Genomic DNA, 17,748 nt, shown 5'->3' on the forward strand with positions numbered 1-17,748 from the left:
TCGGCGCGCATGAACAGCGCCAGCAGACCACCGATGCAGAAGAACGCGAAGGACGTGACCAGATACAGCGTCCCGATCGTCTTGTGGTCAGTGGTGGTGAGCCACTTGACCACGACGTTGCCGGGCTGCTTGCGCCGGACCGGCAGTTCGTCCTCGTAGTGGGACTCTGCCGCGGCACCCTGAGGTTCGTTGAGGATGCTCACAGGTTGTTCGTCTCCCGGTTCTTCTCATGGGCGGTCTGCTCGATGCCCGCGGGAATGTAACCGGTCTGCCCCTTCTCGGCGAGTTCCTTGAGGTGCTGCTCGTAGCGCTCGGGAGAGACGACCTTCACGTTGAACAGCATGCGGGAGTGGTCGACCCCGCAGAGCTCCGCACACTTGCCCAGGAAGGTGCCCTCCTTGTTGGGGGTCACCTGGAAGGAGTTGGTGTGCCCCGGAATGACGTCCTGCTTCATCAGGAACGGCACCACCCAGAAGGAGTGGATGACGTCACGCGAGGTGAGGACGAAGCGGACCGTCTTGCCCTTGGGGAGCCAGAGGGTCGGACCCGGGTTGTTGGTCTGCGGGTTCCGCGTGCCGGGCGTGCCGACGTCGTAGACACCGCCGGCGTTGGCGGGGAAGTCCTTCTTGAACCGGTCCGGAATGGCGGCCAGGTTCTCGTCGGTCTTCGCGTCGCCGGTGGAACCGTCCACGCTCTCGACGTAGTTGAAGCCCCAGCTCCACTGGAAGCCGACCACGTTGACCGTGACGTCGGGCTTCTTCTCGAGGCTCAGGAGCTTCGACTCGTCACGAGCCGTGAAGTAGAACAACACCGAGACGATGATGAGGGGGACCACCGTGTACAGCGCCTCGATGGGCATGTTGTACCGGGTCTGCGGAGGAACCTCGACCTTGGTGCGGCTGCGCCGGTGGAACATGGCGCTCCACAGGATCAAGCCCCAGACCAGCACGCCGGTGGCGAGCGCGGCCGCCCACGAGCCCTGCCACAGGGAGAGGATCCGCGGAGCCTCTTCGGTGGTGGGGGTGGGCATACCAAGGCGGGGGAAGTCCTTGTATGTGCAACCGGTCGCGGTCGCCAGGACCAGGCCCGCGGTCATTGCCTGCAGCAGCTTCCGCCGCATCGGGCGCCGCGGCGAGCGGTCGGAGCCGTTGGGACTCACGTAGCGCCTTCCCGAGAGTCTCGCCCGCGCGTATCGGCTGCGGCCTGGCCTAACTCGGTGGTCGGTCGCCGCCCTGCGTCGGGCAGGGGTTTGGATGTTTATGCGGACCAAACCCTAGCCCACCCCCTCCGGGGGTTCGCGGGGAGGGGTGCCTACTGAGCGGGGCGGTTCGCTGGAATGGCGGCTGCGGGTGGTTTGTGGCCGATCGCGCCCCGCGGCGGAGCCGCACAGGGACACAGCCTCGCGTCCCTGGCGGGGTTAGCGTTGGCGCGTGTCCTACTTTGACGCTGCATCCAGTGCGCCTCTCCATCCCGTCGCTCGTCAGGCTCTGTTGGCCTCGCTGGATGAAGGGTGGGCTGATCCCTCCCGTCTCTACCGCGAAGGTCGCAGAGCCCGGATGCTGCTCGATGCCGCACGGGAAGCCGCCGCCGAGGCCGTGGGGTGTCGGGTGGACGAACTCAGGTTCACCCCGTCCGGCACCGCGGCTGTGCACGCCGGTGTCGCGGGGGCGTTGGGCGGGCGGCGGCGCGTCGGGCGTCACCTGATCGTGTCAGCGGTGGAACATTCCTCCGTGCTCCATTCGGCCGAAGCGCTGGAGAAGGAGGGCGGTTCGGTCACTCGAGTGAGTGTTGAGCGATCGGGCAGGGTGGACCCTTCGGCCTACGCCGCCGCGCTGCGCCAGGACACCGCGCTCGCCTGTCTTCAGTCGGCCAACCACGAAGTGGGCACCGAGCAGCCGGTGGCCGAGGTCGCCGAGGTGTGCCGGGCGGCCGGGGTGCCGCTGATGGTGGATGCGGCGCAGTCCCTCGGGTGGGGGCCGGCCGAAGGGGGCTGGTCACTGCTGGCGGGCAGTGCGCACAAATGGGGTGGACCTGCCGGGGTCGGACTGCTTGTCGTGCGGAAGGGCGTGCGGTTCGCCGCTCAGGGGCCGATGGACGAACGGGGATACGGGTTCGAGAACCTGCCCGCGATCGTCGCCGCCGCGGCTTCCCTGCGGGCGGTACGGGCCGAGGCGGCCCAGGAGGCGGTACGGCTGCGGGAGCTGACGCGGCGGATCCGGGACCGGGTGCCGCGGCTGGTGCCGGACGTGGAGGTGGTGGGGGACCCGGAGCGGCGGCTGCCCGGGATCGTCACCTTCTCCTGTCTCTATGTCGACGGGGAGACCCTGCTGCACGAACTGGACCGGGAGGGTTTCTCCGTTTCGTCCGGCTCGTCCTGCACCAGCAGCACGCTGACGCCGAGCCATGTGCTCAAGGCGATGGGGGTGCTGAGTGAGGGGAATGTGCGGATCTCGTTGCCGTTCGGGGCGGCCGAGGAGGACGTGGAGAGGTTTCTCGCCGTGCTGCCGGGTGCGGTGGCGGGGGTGCGGGAGAAGCTGGGCGCGCCGACGCCGTCGGCCGTCGTACGGGCGGACGAGCTGGTCGTGGACGCCCTCGGCAAGCGCTGCCCGATCCCGGTGATCGAGCTGGCGAAGGTGGTCGGGGACGTGCCCGTGGGCGGGCTGATCCGCGTCCTGTCGGACGACGAGGCGGCCCGCCTGGACATCCCCGCCTGGTGCGAGATGCGGGAGCAGGAGTACGTGGGTGAGGAGCCGGCGGAGAAGGGGACGGCCTATCTCGTCCGCCGGCTCGTCTAGGCGCTGTCGGTCCGGTCGGCTCAGACCAGGTGCTTCTGCACCTCGGCCGCGGCCTCGTCCCCGTACGCCTTCGTGAACCGCTCCATGAAGTGGCCCCGGCGCAGCTGGTACTCCTGCGTGCCCACCGTCTCGATGACGAGGGTCGCCAGCATGCAGCCCACCTGGGCCGCGCGCTCCAGCGACACCCCCCACGCCAGTCCCGACAGGAACCCCGCGCGGAACGCGTCGCCGACGCCCGTCGGGTCCGCCTTGCGCTCCTCGTCCGGGCAGCCGACGACGATCGGCTCCTCGCCGACGCGCTCGATGCGCACGCCCTGCGCGCCGAGCGTGGTGACGCGGTGACCGACCTTGGTGAGGATCTCCTCGTCCGTCCAGCCGGTCTTGGACTCGATGAGCCCCTTCTCGTACTCGTTGGAGAAGAGGTAGGTGGCGCCATCCAGCAGTATCCGGATCTCGTCGCCGTTCATCCGGGCGATCTGCTGGGAGAAGTCCGCGGCGAACGGGATGGCGCGCGAGCGGCACTCCTCCGTGTGGCGCAGCATCCCCTCGGGGTCGTCGGCGCCGATGAGGACCAGGTCGAGACCGCCCACGCGGTCGGCGACGGTCTTGAGCTCGATGAGGCGGGCCTCGCTCATCGCGCCGGTGTAGAAGGAGCCGATCTGGTTGTGGTCGGCGTCGGTGGTGCACACGAAGCGGGCGGTGTGCAGCGTCTCCGAGATACGCACGGACGCGGTGTCGACGCCGTGCCGGTCCAGCCAGGCCCGGTACTCGTCGAAGTCGAAGCCCGCGGCCCCGACCAGGATCGGCGAGGTGCCGAGCTGGCCCATACCGAAGGCGATGTTCGCGCCCACTCCGCCCCGGCGTACGTCCAGGTTGTCGACCAGGAAGGAGAGCGAGACCGTGTGCAACTGGTCCGCTACGAGCTGGTCGGCGAAGCGGCCGGGGAAGGTCATGAGGTGGTCGGTGGCGATGGAGCCGGTGACTGCGATGCGCACGGCGTGGACTCTCCTGTGGGGAGAAACTGGGTTGACGGTTCACGCTACCCGGTCGCCGCGGACCTCGGCAGCCGCCGAAACTACCCGATAGTAGATCTTTCTTCGCGGGCCCGGACGTGCCTACGGTGCCGTCATGAAGAACCTCGAGGTCCACGCCCCCGTTCCGGCCGATCTGGACGGCGATCTGGCGTCGCTGCGCGGCGACTGCGCCCGGATGGTCCCGCACTGGGCGGCTCCCGACCGCGTCATCGCCCGCCCCGTCTCGCCCTCCCTCATCCACGGTGTGACCGTTCCGACGAGGTCCGCGCGCCTGCTGGACGCGATGTCGGACTACGGCGACTGAAACCAGCGCTCTGAAGGGAACCGCGCGCTCCCCCGCCGCGTCCCATCGCTGTCCCCCGTAAAGGGGACGTGGGATACGACCCACCGCCCGGCCGTTTTGACGTGGTCGGGTCAGGGTCACTGGGACATGGCGCGGTTGAAGGAGCGATGCGGTGAACACCGAGCGACCCGAGAACGACGACGACACCGAGGTCGGCAGGACCACGGACGCCGATGAGGGTGCTGCCGGTATCGCCGAGGACGAGGGCGGTACGGCGACGGAGGGGGCCCAGGCGTCCCGCGAGGACACTCCCCCCGAGGCCCCCGAGCCTGTGGAGGCGGCCGGGACGGTCGAGACCGCCGAGCCTTCGGGTGCCGCTTCCGGCCCCGCCGAGGCTGCCGAGGCGCCCGAACCCGACCGGCCCACTGAGCCCGCCGAGCCCGCCGAGGCCTCCGAGCGGGCCCAGTCCGCCGCGCCCGAGCCCGCCGAGCGCCCCGAAGCCCCCGAGCAGGCCCAGCCCGCCGCGCCCCAGCCCGCCGAGACCGAGCCCGCCGAGGACGAGGTGCCCCGGGACGGTGAGCCCGAGGCGCCGCGTTCCGGTCGGCCCCGTACCCCCGTGCTCGTCGCCTCCGTCGCCGCCGCCGTACTGCTCGTCGGGGGCGGTGGGGCGTATCTCGCCGCGTCCGCGTCCGGTGGGTCGGGCGGGGGTACGACGACCGGGGCGCGCGGCGACGGCACTCCCCCGCCGCTCCGGCTCGACGGATACACCGGGGGCGACGAGGGCACGGCCGGGATCGCGCCGGGTGAGCCGAATCCGTACGGCGTCACCTACCGGGCCGGGGGCACGCTCGCGGACGGTCCCGACGAGGCCCCCGTCTACCGGGCGGCCGGCAAGGTCACCGCGGACGAGGTGGCACGGCTGGCGAAGGCACTCGGGGTGACGGGGACGCCGGTCCTGGAGGGGCAGGCCTGGAAGGTCGGCGCGCAGGAGGCGGCCGGGCCGAGTCTGCAGGTGAACCAGCAGGCGCCGGGGGCGTGGACGTTCCACCGGTACGCGCCCGGCACCAATGACTGCGGCGGCGGGACCCTGTGCGCGAGCGACCCCGCCGCACCGGCCGGCGACCCGGTGAGCGAGGACGCCGCGAAGAAGGCGGCGGCGCCGGTCCTGAAGGCGGTCGGGCAGGACGACGCCAAGGTCGACGCGGGCCAGGTCATGGGCGCCCAGCGGGTGGTGAACGCCGATCCGGTGATCGGGGGACTGCCGACGCACGGCTGGACGACCGGGGTCACCGTGAACGCGCGGGGCGAGGTCGTCGGCGGCAGCGGTCAGCTGAAGGCACCGGCCAAGAGCGACACGTATCCCGTCGTGGACGCCGCGAAGGCGCTGGAGCTGCTGAACGCGCGGCCGGCGGACGGGCACCGGATGGGCATCGGGGGCTGCGCCACCGCCGTACCGCTGAAGGACCGGCTGGAGGCGCCGTGCGGGTCGCAGGCGTCGGCGAGCACGCCGAAGCAGGAGACGATCACGGTCGAGAAGGCGGTCTTCGGGCTGGCCTCGCACTATGTGGACGGGCGGCAGGCGCTGGTGCCGTCCTGGCTGTTCCAGGTGCGGGCACAGGGCGCGCAGGACGGCTTCACGGTGACGTATCCGGCGATCGACCCGACGTACCTGGCCTCGGACACGCCCTCCGCGGGGCCGACCGAGCGGCCGAGCCCCCGGCCGACCGGGCCCGACCCCGACCAGCCGACCGCGGCGCCGGCCACCCGTGACGTGACGGTGGGCGGCTACACCGCCGAGGGCGACGAGCTGACCGTGAGCTACACCGGCGGGGTCTGCGCCGACTACAAGGCCTCGGTGGTGGAGGGCTCCGGCAAGGTGACGGTCCGGGTGACCGAGACGCCGTTGCCGGACAAGGTCTGCATCCTGATCGCGAAGGTCTACCACGAGACACTGCGGCTCAAGGCGCCGCTGGGCGACCGCGAGGTCGTGGGCTCGGACGGCAAGGAAGTCCCGCTGGAGAAGGCGGGGGCCCGGCTCCCGGGGACGTCCGGGGCGCGCTGATCCCCCTTCCCCGCGCTGAACGCGCGAAGGCGGCGGCCCTGTCGGAGGGGGCCGCCGCCTTCGCGTGTGTTCTGTTGTTCAGCCGGTCCAGCCGGATCTAGCTGAACGAGTCGCCGCAGGCGCAGGAGCCCGTGGCGTTGGGGTTGTCGATCGTGAAGCCCTGCTTCTCGATGGTGTCGACGAAGTCGATGGAGGCGCCACCGAGGTACGGAGCGCTCATGCGGTCGGTGACGACCTTGACGCCGTCGAAGTCCTTGACGACGTCACCGTCGAGGGACCGCTCGTCGAAGAACAGCTGGTAGCGCAGGCCCGAGCAGCCACCGGGCTGGACGGCGACGCGCAGGGCCAGGTCGTCACGGCCTTCCTGGTCGAGCAGGGCCTTGACCTTCGCCGCGGCGGCGTCGGACAGGATGATGCCGTCGGTGACGGTGCCGGTCTCGTCCGATACGGACATCTACATCTCTCCCGGGTTGTACGGAGACTGCTTACCGACGGTTGCAACCGTCGGGGCCGCGGATTCATTCCGGGCCGAGCGACTTGTCTTTCCGCCTGTCCTTTCATGCTCGCACACCGCCGACGAAGCGAACAGCGACCGCCGAGCCGATCCGCCGGTGCGGCACCGGGATTCATGTCACACCGACACTATGGCCATCGTCAAAGTGACGTGAAGCGGTTATGATAGATAACGTCAATTCGACGAAAACTACCGCCGGTCCGGCCCACGGACCGGCGAGCCGCAGAACAGAAAGGGTGCGTGTCGTGACCACCGCCCAGACCCAGGAGCTCGACGTACAGCCGACTCCGCTCGCCCTGCTGCTCCTCGGCAGGGAGGCCGATCCGAAGAGCGAGCGGGGTGTCGAGTGCCCCGGCGACCTGCCCTCACCGTCCGACCCCGACCTCGTGGAGCGCGCCCGCGCGGCCAAGGAGAAGCTCGGCGGCAAGGTCTTCGTGCTCGGCCACCACTACCAGCGCGACGAGGTCATCCAGTTCGCGGACGTCACGGGTGACTCCTTCAAGCTGGCCCGGGACGCGGCCGCGCGCCCGGAGGCCGAGTACATCGTGTTCTGCGGTGTGCACTTCATGGCGGAGTCGGCGGACATCCTGACCTCGGACGACCAGAAGGTGGTCCTGCCCGACCTCGCCGCCGGCTGCTCGATGGCCGACATGGCCACCGCCGAGCAGGTCGCCGAGTGCTGGGACGTGCTGACCGAGGCCGGGATAGCCGAGCAGGTCGTGCCCGTCTCGTACATGAACTCGTCCGCGGACATCAAGGCGTTCACGGGCCGGCACGGGGGCACGATCTGCACCTCGTCGAACGCCAAGAAGGCTCTTGAGTGGGCCTTCGAGCAGGGTGAGAAGGTTCTCTTCCTCCCCGACCAGCACCTCGGCCGGAACACCGCCGTGCGGGACATGGGGATGACGCTGGAGGACTGCGTCGTCTACAACCCGCACAAGCCGAACGGCGGGCTGACCGCCGAGCAGCTGCGGGACGCCAGGATGATCCTGTGGCGCGGCCACTGCTCGGTGCACGGCCGCTTCAGCCTGGAGTCGGTCCGCGACGTGCGCGAGCGGATCCCCGGCGTGAACGTGCTGGTGCACCCCGAGTGCAAGCACGAGGTCGTGGCCGCGGCGGACTACGTCGGCTCGACCGAGTACATCATCAAGGCGCTGGAGGCGGCTCCGGCCGGCTCCAAGTGGGCCATCGGGACCGAGCTGAACCTGGTCCGGCGGCTGGCGAACCGTTTCGCGCCCGAGGGCAAGGAGATCGTCTTCCTGGACAAGACGGTCTGCTTCTGCTCGACGATGAACCGCATCGACCTCCCCCACCTGGTGTGGACGCTGGAGTCCCTCGCCGAGGGCAAGCTCGTCAACCGCATCGAGGTCGACAAGGAGACCGAGGCGTTCGCGAAGCTGGCGCTGGAGCGGATGCTGGCGCTGCCGTAGCTCTGCCGAGCGGCGGACGTGAACGGCCGGGTACGGAGCTGCTCCGTACCCGGCCGTTCGTCTTGTTCGTCTTGTTCGTCTTGTTGGTCTTGTTGGTCTTGTTGGTCTTGTTGGTCTTGTTGGTCCTACACCCCGGCGGGTTCCGGCTGGGCCGGGACCTCGGCCTTCTTCTCCCGCCTGGCCGCCCGCTTCTTCGCGCGGCGCTCCTTGCGGAGCTCCAGCATCGTGTAGAGGGTCGGGACCAGGAGCAGGGTGAGCAGGGTCGAGGTGATCAGGCCGCCGATCACGACCACCGCGAGCGGCTGGGCGATGAAGCCGCCCTCGCCGGTGACCCCGAGGGCCATCGGGAGCAGGGCGAAGATCGTCGCCAGGGCCGTCATGAGGATCGGGCGCAGCCGGTGGCGGCCGCCCTCGATGACCGCGTCGACCGTGGAGTACCCCTGCCTGCGGTACTGGTTGATCAGGTCGATCAGCACGATCGCGTTGGTCACCACGATGCCGATGAGCATCAGCATGCCGATCATCGCGGGGACGCCCATCGGGGTGTCCGTGAGGATCAGCAGGCCGATCGCGCCCGTCGCGGCGAACGGGATCGAGACCAGCAGGATCAGCGGCTGGGCCAGCGAACGGAACGTCGCCACCAGCAGCATGAAGACGATCGCGATCGCCGCCAGCATCGCCAGACCCAGGTTCTTGAACGCCGAGTCCTGGTCCGAGGTGACACCGCCGATCTCGGCCGTGGCGCCCGCCGGGAGCTTCAGGGCGTCCAGCTTGGAGGTGAGGTCCTGGCTCACCGCGCCCGTGTTGTCGCCGGTCGGCTTGGCGGTGATGGTGGCCGCGCGCTGACCGTCGATGCGGGTCATCGAGACCGGGCCGTCCGCCAGCTCGACCGTGGCGATGTCACCCAGCTTCACCGGGCCGAGCCTCAGGTTCCTGAGCTCCGCGAGGGTCCGCGCCGGCTTCGCCGACCTGATGACGACGTCGCGCTCGGTGTCGTCCAGGATCGCCTGGGCGGCGGTGGTGCCCCGGACCGCCTGGGCGACGGCCGCGCCGAGGGTCCGGTCGTCGAAACCGGCCGCGGCGGCCTTGGAGTTGGCCTTCACCGTGACGCGCGGCACGCTCACCGCCAGGTCGCTGGTGACGTCCGTGACGTCGTCCAGTCCGGCGACCGTCCTGCGGACCTCCTCCGACGCCTCGCGCAGCACGTCGGCGTCGGCCGCCTTCACCACCACGCTGAGGTCCTGGGCGCCGAAGCCGTCGCCGGCCGTGATGGTCGTCGTACCGATGCCGTCGAGCTTCTTCAGGCCCGCCTCGATGCGGCCTTGGACGTCGTCGTAGGAGGCCGAGTCGTCCAGCATCACCTGGTACGAGGCCTGGTTGGTGTCGGTGCCGCCGCCGAAGGCCGCCATGAAGCCGGACGAGCCGACGGTGACCTGGTAGTCCTTGACGCCCTTGGTGCGGGCGAGCAGCCCCTCGACCTTCCGGGCCTGCTCGTCGGTGGCCGCCAGACTGGTGCCGGGCTTCAACTCCTGCTTGACGGTGAGGACTTCCTGCTCGCCCTGGTCGAAGAAGTTGGTCTTCAGCAGTCCGGACATGCCGAACGTGCCGACGAGGATCACGACCGCGATCAGCACGCTGGTCAGACGGCGCCGGGTGGCGAACCGCAGCACGGGGACGTAGAGCCGCTGGAGCCTGCTCCTGGCCTCCTTCTCCTCCGCGAGGCGGCGCGCCTCCTCGGCGTCCTCGGGGGTGCCCTTCGGGGCGCGCAGGAACCAGTACGACAGGACCGGGACGACCGTCAGGGAGACCAGCAGGGACGCCAGCAGCGCCGCCGTGACCGTCAGGCTGAAGGAGCCGAACAGCTCGCCCACCATGCCGCCGACCAGGCCGATCGGCAGGAAGACGGCGACCGTGGTGAGGGTGGAGGAGGTGACCGCTCCGGCGACCTCGCGGACCGCCTTGAGGATGGCCTCCTGGCGCTCCTCGCCGTAGCCGAGGTGCCGCTTGATGTTCTCCAGGACCACGATCGAGTCGTCGACGACCCGGCCGATGGCGATGGTCAGCGCGCCCAGCGTCAGCATGTTGAGCGAGAGGTCGCGGGTCCACAGCACGATCAGGGCGAGGACCACCGACAGCGGGATGGAGACCGCGGTGACCAGCGTCGAGCGGATCGACGCCAGGAAGACCAGGATGACGAGGACCGCGAAGAGCAGGCCGAGCGCGCCCTCGGTGGTCAGGCCGTCGATGGCCTTCGCGACCGCGGGGCCCTGGTCGCTGACGACGGTGATGTCGGCACCGGCGCCGAGGTCCTCGCGCAGGGCGGGCAGCTTGTCCTCGACCGCGTTCGAGATGGAGACCGCGCTGCCGTCGTGGTCCATGGTGACCATGACCGCGAGGCTCGGCTTGCCGTCGGTGCGGGTGAGGGAGTCGGCCGCGGCCTGCTCCTGCCGGACCGTGGCCACGTCGCCGAGGCGTACGGGCTTCTTCCCGGCCGCACCGGTGACCATCAGGTTCTCGATCTGGCCGACCGAGGTGAAGCCGCCGCCGACCTGGACGGTGCGGTTGGCGCCGTCCTCGTCGAAGGAGCCGGCCGGGACGGTCGCGCCGCCCGCCTGGAGGGCCTGGGCGAGCAAGGCCGAGGTGAGGCCCGCCTTGGCGAGCTTCGCCTCGTCGGGGGTGACGGTGACCTGGAGGTCGCGGACGCCGTCCACGGTGACCTGGCCGACGCCGTCGATGGCCTTCAGGTCCGGTACGACGGTCCGGTCGAGCCGGTCGGCGAGGGCCTGCTGGTCCGCCTCGGAGGTGACGGCGAGGACGACGGTCGGCATGTCGTCCGTGGAGCCGGCCACGACCTGCGGGTCGACGTCGTCCGGGAGCTGGGCGCGGGCCCGGTTGACGGCCTGCTGGACGTCGGCGACGAGCTGCTTGGTGTCGGGGCCGTAGTCGAAGGACGCCATGATCACGGCGTTGCCCTCACTGGCCGTGGAGGTGACGCTCTCGATGCCGTCGACGGCTTCGAGGCTGCTCTCGATGGGCTCCACGACCTGCTTCTCGACGACGTCCGGGGAGGCGCCCTGGTAGGGGGCGAGCACGGACACCATGGGCAGTTCGATGGAGGGCAGCAGCTGCTGCTTGAGCTGGGGGATCGCGATCGCCCCGAAGGCGAGCGCGATGATCGACATCAGGCCGATGAGGGCACGTTGCGCGAGGCTGAATCTCGACAGCCAGGACATGGGTCAGGGATCTCAATTCTGTGAGCGGCAGAAGCGGCTCCTCCACCCTGTGGCCTTCGGGGCGGGTGTTTCGTAGCCCCCAGGTCCATTTCCTTATCCCGCGCATACTCCGCCCGCAGTAGACGGGGTGGAGGTCAGTCCACCCTTGGACGTACCAGCCCGGACTCGTAGGCGATCACCACGAGCTGGGCCCGGTCGCGGGCGCCGAGCTTGGCCATGGCCCGGTTGACGTGTGTCTTCACCGTCAGCGGGCTCACCTCCAGCCGCTCGGCGATCTCGTCGTTGGAGTGACCGCCGGCGACCTGGACCAGGACCTCGCGCTCGCGGACGGTGAGGGCGTCGAGCCGTGCGGCCCGGGCGGGGTCGGCGTCCTCGTCGGCGCCGTCGCCCTGGGCGAGGAACCGGGCGATCAGGCCCTTGGTGGCGGCCGGGGAGAGCAGGGCCTCGCCGCCGGCCGCGATGCGGATGGCGCTGAGCAGTTCCTCGGGCTCGCTGCCCTTGCCGAGGAAGCCGGAGGCGCCGGCCCGCAGCGACTGCACCACGTAGTCGTCCACCTCGAAGGTCGTCAGGATCACCACCCGGACCTGAGCGAGCGACGGGTCCTCGCTGATCATGCGGGTGGCGGCGAGGCCGTCCGTGCCCGGCATCCGGATGTCCATCAGGACGACGTCGGCCCGCTCCTGCCTGGCCAGCCGCACCGCCTCGGCGCCGTCGGAGGCCTCGCCGACGACCTCCATGTCCGGCTCGGAGTCGACGAGCACCCGGAAGGCGCTGCGCAGCAGAGCCTGGTCGTCGGCGAGCAGGACGCGGATGGTCATACGGGGTCCTCAGCTGCAGATGGTCTCGGTACCGGCGGACGGCGGGCGGTGCCGGCGGGTTGGTGTCGGTGGCCGGGTGCCGACGGCTGGTGTTGACGGGCCGGCGCCGACGGGCCGGTGTCACGACAACTTCCGCGGGGTGCGCCGGAGTTCCCCGAGCCGGTCATTCGGCGTCGTCGGCGGCGCGGCCGCGGGTCCTGACCGGCAGGATCGCATGGACGCGGAAGCCGCCGCCGTACCGGGGGCCGGTGGTGAGGGTGCCGCGCAGGGCGGTGACGCGTTCGCGCATGCCGAGCAGGCCGTGGCCGCCGCCGCTCGACGGGTCCTCGTCGTGGCCGGCGCCGTCGTCGACGACGGTGATCTCGATGTTCGGGCCCACCCGGACGACGCTGACCTCGGCCTTCGCCGCCGTACCGGCGTGCTTCTGGATGTTGGTGAGGGCTTCCTGGATGACGCGGTAGGCGGCCAGGCCCACGGCGGCGGGGAGCCGGGTGTCGCCGTCGGCGCGGGCGACCTCGACACGCAGTCCGGCGCTGCGGAAGGTGCCGACGAGCTCCTCGAGCCGGTCCAGGCCGGGGGCGGGCTCGGTGGGGGCCTCGGGGTCGCCGGACTGTCGGAGCAGGCCGACCGTGGCGCGGAGTTCGTTGAGCGCCGAGCGGCTGGCCTCGCGGACGTGGGCCAGGGCCTCCTTGGCCTGGTCGGGGCGCTTGTCCATGACGTGTGCGGCGACGCCTGCCTGCACGTTGACCAGGGCGATGTGGTGGGCGACGACGTCGTGCAGGTCGCGGGCGATGCGCAGGCGTTCCTCGGCGACCCGGCGACGGGCCTCCTCCTCGCGGGTGCGTTCGGCCTTCTCGGCGCGTTCCCGGATGGCCTGCACGAAGGCGCGGCGGCTGCGGACGGCGTCCCCGGCGGTGGCGCCGATGCCGGTCCAGGCGAAGATGCCGAGGTTCTCCTGGGCGTACCACGGCAGGGGGCCGCCGAGCATGGCGGCGGCGGTCAGGACGGTCATCGTGAGCAGGCCGACCCGCCAGGTGGTGGGGCGGTCGGTGGCGGAGGCGACGGTGTAGAGGGCGATCACCGCGGACATGGCGACCGGGGCGCGGGGGTCGCCGGTGACGCACTCGGCGACCGAGAAGGCGCCGGTGAGGGCGAGGACCGTCATCGGGGCGCGGCGGCGCAGGACGAGGGCGGCGGCGCTCAGGCCGATGAGGACCAGACTCAGCGGGGCCGGTGTGCGCAAGCCCCAGGTGACGCCGTCCGGGCCGCGCGGGTCCACGAAGGAGCCGGCCACCATGCAGGCGAGGACGCCGGCCGCGAGGATCGCGTCCAGCGCCATGGGGTGCGCCTTCAGCTGCTGCCGGACACGCTCGAGGGTGCTCACGTCTGCAACGGTACGGGGGCCCTGCGGGGCGTGGAACGGGGGTCAGCTGTAGGTGTGCCGTGTTCTTCGGCTGCCGTCGGAGCGCGCCTCTCGCTGGGGGCTGACGCCCCCAGAACCCCGCTCGGCCCTTGAGAGGCCTGGTCCTCGGACGCCGGGCGGTCTGAGAGATCGACCGGCGTCGAGAAGCGTGGCGACTACCCCGGGATCAGTCCGTCGTCGCTGAGCAGGTCCCGGACCTCCTGGAGGGTGGCGTCCGGGGACGGGAGGATGAGGTCCGAGGGTTCGAGGGCGTCGTCGGGCAGCGGTTCGCCCAGCTCCCGGACCTTGGACAGCAGGGCCTCGAAGGTGCGGCGGAAGCCGGGGCCGTCGCCGTTGTCCATCTCGGCCAGCAGTTCGTCGTCCAGCTTGTTCAGCTCGGCGAGGTGGCCGTCGGCCAGTCTCACCTGCCCCTCCCCCATGATCCTGACGATCATGTCGCCCTCCTAAGGCGTGGGCCCTACTGCTTGTCGAAGCGCGGGGTGTCCTGCGGCTGCTGCGGGGACCGCTGCTGGCCGGTGCCGCCCTCGATCGCCTGCTGGGACGACCCTCCGGCGAGCTCGGCCTTCATGCGCTGCAGTTCCAGCTCTACATCCGTACCACCGGAGAGCCGGTCCAGCTCGGCCTGGATGTCGTCCTTGCGCATGCCGGACTGGTCGTCGAGGGCGCCGGAGGCGAGCAGCTCGTCGATCGCGCCGGCCCTCGCCTGGAGCTGGGCGGTCTTGTCCTCGGCACGCTGGATGGCCATGCCGACGTCGCCCATCTCCTCGGAGATGCCGGAGAACGCCTCACCGATGCGGGTCTGCGCCTGGGCCGCGGTGTAGGTGGCCTTGATGGTCTCCTTCTTGGTGCGGAAGGCGTCGACCTTGGCCTGGAGCCGCTGGGCCGCCAGGGTGAGCTTCTCCTCCTCACCCTGGAGCGTCGCGTGCTGGGTCTCGAGGTCCGTCACCTGCTGCTGGAGGGCGGCGCGCCGGGAGAGCGCCTCGCGGGCCAGGTCCTCACGGCCCAGCGCGAGCGCCTTGCGGCCCTGGTCCTCCAGCTTGGACGACTGCGACTGCAGCTGATTCAGCTGGAGTTCCAGACGCTTGCGGGACGTGGCCACGTCGGCCACGCCGCGGCGCACCTTCTGGAGCAGCTCCAGCTGCTTCTGGTACGAGTAGTCGAGGGTTTCGCGCGGGTCCTCGGCCCGGTCAAGGGCCTTGTTCGCCTTCGCGCGGAAGATCATCCCCATACGCTTCATGACACCGCTCATGGGCTTCGCGCGCCCCCTTCTGACGGACTTCCAGCTCAGCTCTGCGACAGAACCCACAGTACGGGCCCTGCATCCATTGACGCACTGTTCGGGGACGGATGCGCTCATCCCCAAGGACGACCGACCAAGGCCTTGCTCCGGCGTAAGGAGTAGGTGACCTTCAGGGTGAGCATTCGGTCACCGGACGTCCCCTCTGTCCCCCTACATGACGACTGGTGTTGCCGGATCGTTCCCCACCGGGCTGGGGTCCAACCCCGGGCACCCCGTACCCTTGGGTTTTGTGTTCCGTAGCCGCACCACCAAGGACGAGAAGGCCCCCGCCGACAAGGCGCCGGTGACCGACTCCACGCAGACCCGCCACCCCGAGGCCAAGAAGGGGCGCCCGACTCCCAAGCGGAGCGAGGCCCAGTCGCAGCGCCGCAGCGTGGCCAACACGTCGACGACGCGCAAGGACGCCGCCAAGCGGCAGCGCGAGGAGCGCCGTGCCGCGTTGGAGAAGCAGCGCCAGGCGCTGGCCGGCGGTGACGAGCGGTATCTGCCCGCGCGTGACAAGGGCCCGGTGCGCAAGTTCGCCCGCGACTTCATCGACGCGCGGTTCAACGTGGCGGAGTTCTTCCTGCCGATGGCCGTGGTCATCCTGGTGCTGAGCATGGTGCGGGTGGCCTCGCTGCAGAACATCGCGCTGCTGCTGTGGCTCGTCGTGATCGTCATGATCGTGCTCGACTCGGTCCTGACGGTCTTCCGGCTGAAGAAGAAGCTGGCCGAGCGCTTCCCCGACCAGTCCCGCAAGGGCGCGGTCGCCTACGCCCTGATGCGCTCCCTCCAGATGCGCCGGCTCCGGCTGCCCAAGCCGCAGGTCAAGCGCGGAGAGCGGCCCTGAGCACAACGCCGTTCACCGGGGGCGCGGAGGCCTGGCTGAGCAGGCTGGGCGAGCTGCGGGATGTCGTACGACAGGAGCTGGTGGCCCGGCAGCTCGACGAGCAGATAGTGGGCCGGTACCCGGTCGGGCAGCGGCTGCGCGTGCTCGACGTGGGGATGGGGCAGGGCACGCAGGCGCTGCGGCTGGCCCGGGCCGGGCACCAGGTGACCGGGCTGGAGAAGGACGCCACGATGGTCGCGGCGGCCAGGCAGGCCCTGTGCGTCGAGCCGGAGGGCATCCGGGAGCGGATGCGGATCATCGAGGGGGACGGCCGGGACACCGGCGTCCACTTCCTGCCGGGCAGTTTCGACGTCGTGCTGTGCCACGGCGTGCTCATGTACGTCGAGGAGCCGGATCCGCTGCTGGCGGGGCTGGCGCGGATGCTGGCGCCGGGCGGGCTGCTGTCCCTGCTCGTGCGCAACGGCGACGCGCTGGCGATGCGGCCGGGGCTGTCGGGGGACTGGGCGGGCGCGCTCGGCGCCTTCGACACCGTCGCGTACACCAATCGGCTCGGCCTAGACGTCCGCGCGGACCGGCTGGAGACGCTCACCGCGACGCTCGCCGGGATCGGGGCACCGCTGCGCGCCTGGTACGGGGTGCGGGTGTTCACGGACACGGTGGTGGACGGGACGCGGATCCCGGCCGACCTGGAGTCGTTGCTGGCGGCCGAGGAGCGGGCCGGGCGGACGGAGCCGTACCGCCGGGTAGCGGCGCTGCTGCATCTGTGCGGGGTGCGGGGCTGAGGGTGCGCTCGTTCGGGTGAGCAGCACAAGCCGGACCGTCACCCCGTAGGGAGACTCGGGGCATGGACGCCTCCCGTACCCGTGCCCTCCGTCTCGCCGTGCCTGTCACCTCGCTCGCGTGCGGACTGGCGCTCGTCGCCGGATGCTCCGACTCCCCGTCGAAGGCGTCGGGGTCCTCGCGCGCCGAGGCCTCGACCACGCAGGCCGCCGCGCCCGCCGCGGACGGCGATCTGCAGGCCGCCTATCTGAAGGTCATCAGGGACGTCCTGCCGTCGGTCGTGCAGATCCAGGCCTCCGGCGACCTGGGCTCCGGGGTGGTTCACGACGACAAGGGGCACATCGTCACCAACGCGCATGTCGTCGGCGACGAGAAGACGTTCCGGGTGACGACCGCGAACAGCGAGGACACCCTGTCGGCCAAGCTCGTGTACTCCTATCCGGAGCAGGATCTCGCCGTCATCAAGCTGGACAAGGTGCCGGACGGGCTGCGGGCGGCCACCTTCGCGGACTCCTCGAAGGTCGAGGTCGGGCAGATCGTGCTGGCGTCGCCGACCAGATCGTCAAGGACGGCAAGGTCACCGACTCGGGCCGGGCCGCGCTCGGGATCACCGCCCGGACGGTCGTGGACGACGGCTACCGGGCCGCCGGGGTCGCGGTCGTCGAGGTGAGGAGCGGGGACGCCGCCGACCGGGCGGGCATCGAGGCCGGGGACGTCATCACCGGGCTCGGTGGCACGGACATCACGACGATCACGTCCCTGTCCGAGGCGCTGGCGGCGAAGAGGCCGGGCGACAAGGTGACGGTGACGTACACGCGCGACGGTGCGAAGCGGACGGCGGACGTGACCTTGGGCGAGCAGTAGGGACGACGAAGGGGCGGCCACAGCCATGGCCGCCCCCGTCGCTCAAGAGGCCTACGCCTCTTCGGGGTGCAGGCTCATCGGCCCGTAGATCTTCGCGCTGTCCTCGAACAGGTGCACCTGGTCGGCGCCGCCCTCGGCGAGGTCCTTCCAGTACTCACCGATCCAGGACTCGGCATCCCCCTGCGTGGTGAACTCCTCGGGCTGCACCGCGGGCTGGACCTCCGTCCCGTCGGCCTTCTCGAACCGCCACGTCCATGCCGCCATGTACGCCTCCTCGCTCCGCTGGGTCAGGCCGTGATCAACATACGGTAGTCGGTCGGGTGCGGGTCGCGTGCGGCCGATCGCGGGGTTCCCCGCGCCCCCGGGGTACCCCAGCGCGCGCA

At 70.8% G+C, this 17,748-nt stretch carries 15 protein-coding genes and 2 pseudogenes; 7 read left to right on the plus strand and 10 right to left on the minus strand.

Annotation, left to right across the window (positions count from 1 at the left end; translation table 11 throughout):
* Together ACZ56U_RS20640 and ctaC are read right to left on the minus strand one after the other, a co-directional pair.
* Window positions 1-203, minus strand: a pseudogene (locus tag ACZ56U_RS20640) (aa3-type cytochrome oxidase subunit I); the annotation flags it as partial.
* Window positions 200-1,159 (minus strand): aa3-type cytochrome oxidase subunit II, encoded by a 960-nt coding sequence (gene ctaC, locus ACZ56U_RS20645; protein ID WP_469085453.1) that lies wholly within the window; start codon window positions 1,157-1,159, stop codon window positions 200-202. The pseudogene ACZ56U_RS20640 and the gene ctaC, both read right to left, overlap by 4 nt.
* Before the next feature lie 271 nt (window positions 1,160-1,430).
* Between ctaC and ACZ56U_RS20650 the strand changes: the two genes are divergently transcribed.
* Window positions 1,431-2,795: an aminotransferase class V-fold PLP-dependent enzyme gene (locus ACZ56U_RS20650; protein ID WP_469085454.1), complete on the plus strand. Its 1,365-nt coding sequence runs from the start codon at window positions 1,431-1,433 to the stop codon at window positions 2,793-2,795.
* A 20-nt stretch (window positions 2,796-2,815) separates the two neighbouring features.
* Here the strand turns inward: ACZ56U_RS20650 and ACZ56U_RS20655 are convergent, their stop codons facing one another.
* A complete protein-coding gene (locus ACZ56U_RS20655; protein ID WP_469085455.1) occupies window positions 2,816-3,790 on the minus strand; it encodes a carbohydrate kinase family protein in 975 nt (324 codons plus the stop codon).
* Between the two features lie 133 nt (window positions 3,791-3,923).
* Here ACZ56U_RS20655 and ACZ56U_RS20660 point away from each other — a divergent pair, with 133 nt between their 5' ends.
* Both ACZ56U_RS20660 and ACZ56U_RS20665 read left to right on the plus strand, forming a co-directional pair.
* The gene (locus tag ACZ56U_RS20660; protein WP_469085456.1) at window positions 3,924-4,133 is read left to right on the plus strand and encodes a hypothetical protein; all 210 of its coding nucleotides are present in this window, start codon (window positions 3,924-3,926) and stop codon (window positions 4,131-4,133) included.
* Between the two features lie 151 nt (window positions 4,134-4,284).
* Window positions 4,285-6,174 carry a hypothetical protein gene (locus ACZ56U_RS20665; protein WP_469085457.1) on the plus strand — a complete coding sequence of 630 codons (1,890 nt, stop codon included), beginning with the start codon at window positions 4,285-4,287 and terminating at the stop codon, window positions 6,172-6,174.
* 97 nt (window positions 6,175-6,271) lie between these two features.
* Here the strand turns inward: ACZ56U_RS20665 and ACZ56U_RS20670 are convergent, their stop codons facing one another.
* Window positions 6,272-6,628: a HesB/IscA family protein gene (locus ACZ56U_RS20670; RefSeq protein ID WP_007381494.1), complete on the minus strand. Its 357-nt coding sequence runs from the start codon at window positions 6,626-6,628 to the stop codon at window positions 6,272-6,274.
* 305 nt (window positions 6,629-6,933) lie between these two features.
* On the opposite strand from ACZ56U_RS20670, the gene nadA reads away from it, so the two are divergent.
* Window positions 6,934-8,118, plus strand: coding sequence for a quinolinate synthase NadA (gene nadA, locus ACZ56U_RS20675; protein WP_469085458.1), 1,185 nt, complete (start codon window positions 6,934-6,936; stop codon window positions 8,116-8,118).
* Window positions 8,119-8,243: 125 nt separating this feature from the next.
* On the opposite strand, the gene ACZ56U_RS20680 is transcribed toward nadA, so the two are convergent.
* The 5 genes from ACZ56U_RS20680 to ACZ56U_RS20700 all read right to left on the minus strand — a co-directional run bounded on the left by ACZ56U_RS20680 (window position 8,244) and on the right by ACZ56U_RS20700 (window position 14,814).
* Window positions 8,244-11,351 carry an efflux RND transporter permease subunit gene (locus ACZ56U_RS20680; RefSeq protein WP_469085459.1) on the minus strand — a complete coding sequence of 1,036 codons (3,108 nt, stop codon included), beginning with the start codon at window positions 11,349-11,351 and terminating at the stop codon, window positions 8,244-8,246.
* Window positions 11,352-11,485: 134 nt separating this feature from the next.
* Window positions 11,486-12,169, minus strand: a complete 684-nt coding sequence (locus tag ACZ56U_RS20685; protein WP_469085460.1) for a response regulator — start codon at window positions 12,167-12,169, stop codon at window positions 11,486-11,488.
* Between the two features lie 163 nt (window positions 12,170-12,332).
* On the minus strand, window positions 12,333-13,553 hold the full coding sequence (locus tag ACZ56U_RS20690; protein WP_469085461.1) for a sensor histidine kinase: 1,221 nt from the start codon (window positions 13,551-13,553) through the stop codon (window positions 12,333-12,335).
* A gap of 194 nt (window positions 13,554-13,747) precedes the next feature.
* Window positions 13,748-14,026, minus strand: coding sequence for a PspA-associated protein PspAA (pspAA, locus tag ACZ56U_RS20695; protein WP_469085462.1), 279 nt, complete (start codon window positions 14,024-14,026; stop codon window positions 13,748-13,750).
* A gap of 23 nt (window positions 14,027-14,049) precedes the next feature.
* A complete protein-coding gene (locus ACZ56U_RS20700; protein ID WP_469085826.1) occupies window positions 14,050-14,814 on the minus strand; it encodes a PspA/IM30 family protein in 765 nt (254 codons plus the stop codon).
* A 232-nt stretch (window positions 14,815-15,046) separates the two neighbouring features.
* Here ACZ56U_RS20700 and ACZ56U_RS20705 point away from each other — a divergent pair, with 232 nt between their 5' ends.
* From ACZ56U_RS20705 to ACZ56U_RS20715, 3 genes and pseudogenes are all read left to right on the plus strand, one after another.
* Window positions 15,047-15,721, plus strand: a complete 675-nt coding sequence (locus ACZ56U_RS20705) for a DUF3043 domain-containing protein (protein WP_391229826.1) — start codon at window positions 15,047-15,049, stop codon at window positions 15,719-15,721.
* Window positions 15,722-15,801: 80 nt separating this feature from the next.
* The gene (locus ACZ56U_RS20710) at window positions 15,802-16,503 is read left to right on the plus strand and encodes a methyltransferase domain-containing protein (RefSeq protein ID WP_469085463.1); all 702 of its coding nucleotides are present in this window, start codon (window positions 15,802-15,804) and stop codon (window positions 16,501-16,503) included.
* A gap of 62 nt (window positions 16,504-16,565) precedes the next feature.
* Window positions 16,566-17,365, plus strand: a pseudogene (locus ACZ56U_RS20715) (S1C family serine protease).
* A gap of 51 nt (window positions 17,366-17,416) precedes the next feature.
* Here ACZ56U_RS20715 and ACZ56U_RS20720 read toward each other — a convergent pair.
* On the minus strand, window positions 17,417-17,629 hold the full coding sequence (locus ACZ56U_RS20720; RefSeq protein ID WP_391229821.1) for a hypothetical protein: 213 nt from the start codon (window positions 17,627-17,629) through the stop codon (window positions 17,417-17,419).
* Between the last annotated feature and the right edge of the window lie 119 nt (window positions 17,630-17,748).

The organism is Streptomyces sp. NPDC034103, assembly GCF_055575395.1.

What these genes read in the sequence shown, in the direction of transcription:
- ACZ56U_RS20685 (WP_469085460.1), bottom strand. Translation starts at nt 12,169, where the DNA reads ATGACCATCCGCGTCCTGCTCGCCGACGACCAGGCTCTGCTGCGCAGC.
- ACZ56U_RS20660 (WP_469085456.1), top strand. Translation starts at nt 3,924, where the DNA reads ATGAAGAACCTCGAGGTCCACGCCCCCGTTCCGGCCGATCTGGACGGC.
- ACZ56U_RS20680 (WP_469085459.1), bottom strand. Translation starts at nt 11,351, where the DNA reads ATGTCCTGGCTGTCGAGATTCAGCCTCGCGCAACGTGCCCTCATCGGC.
- ACZ56U_RS20720 (WP_391229821.1), bottom strand. Translation starts at nt 17,629, where the DNA reads ATGGCGGCATGGACGTGGCGGTTCGAGAAGGCCGACGGGACGGAGGTC.
- ACZ56U_RS20705 (WP_391229826.1), top strand. Translation starts at nt 15,047, where the DNA reads ATGACGACTGGTGTTGCCGGATCGTTCCCCACCGGGCTGGGGTCCAAC.
- ACZ56U_RS20700 (WP_469085826.1), bottom strand. Translation starts at nt 14,814, where the DNA reads ATGATCTTCCGCGCGAAGGCGAACAAGGCCCTTGACCGGGCCGAGGAC.
- ACZ56U_RS20670 (WP_007381494.1), bottom strand. Translation starts at nt 6,628, where the DNA reads ATGTCCGTATCGGACGAGACCGGCACCGTCACCGACGGCATCATCCTG.
- pspAA (WP_469085462.1), bottom strand. Translation starts at nt 14,026, where the DNA reads ATGATCGTCAGGATCATGGGGGAGGGGCAGGTGAGACTGGCCGACGGC.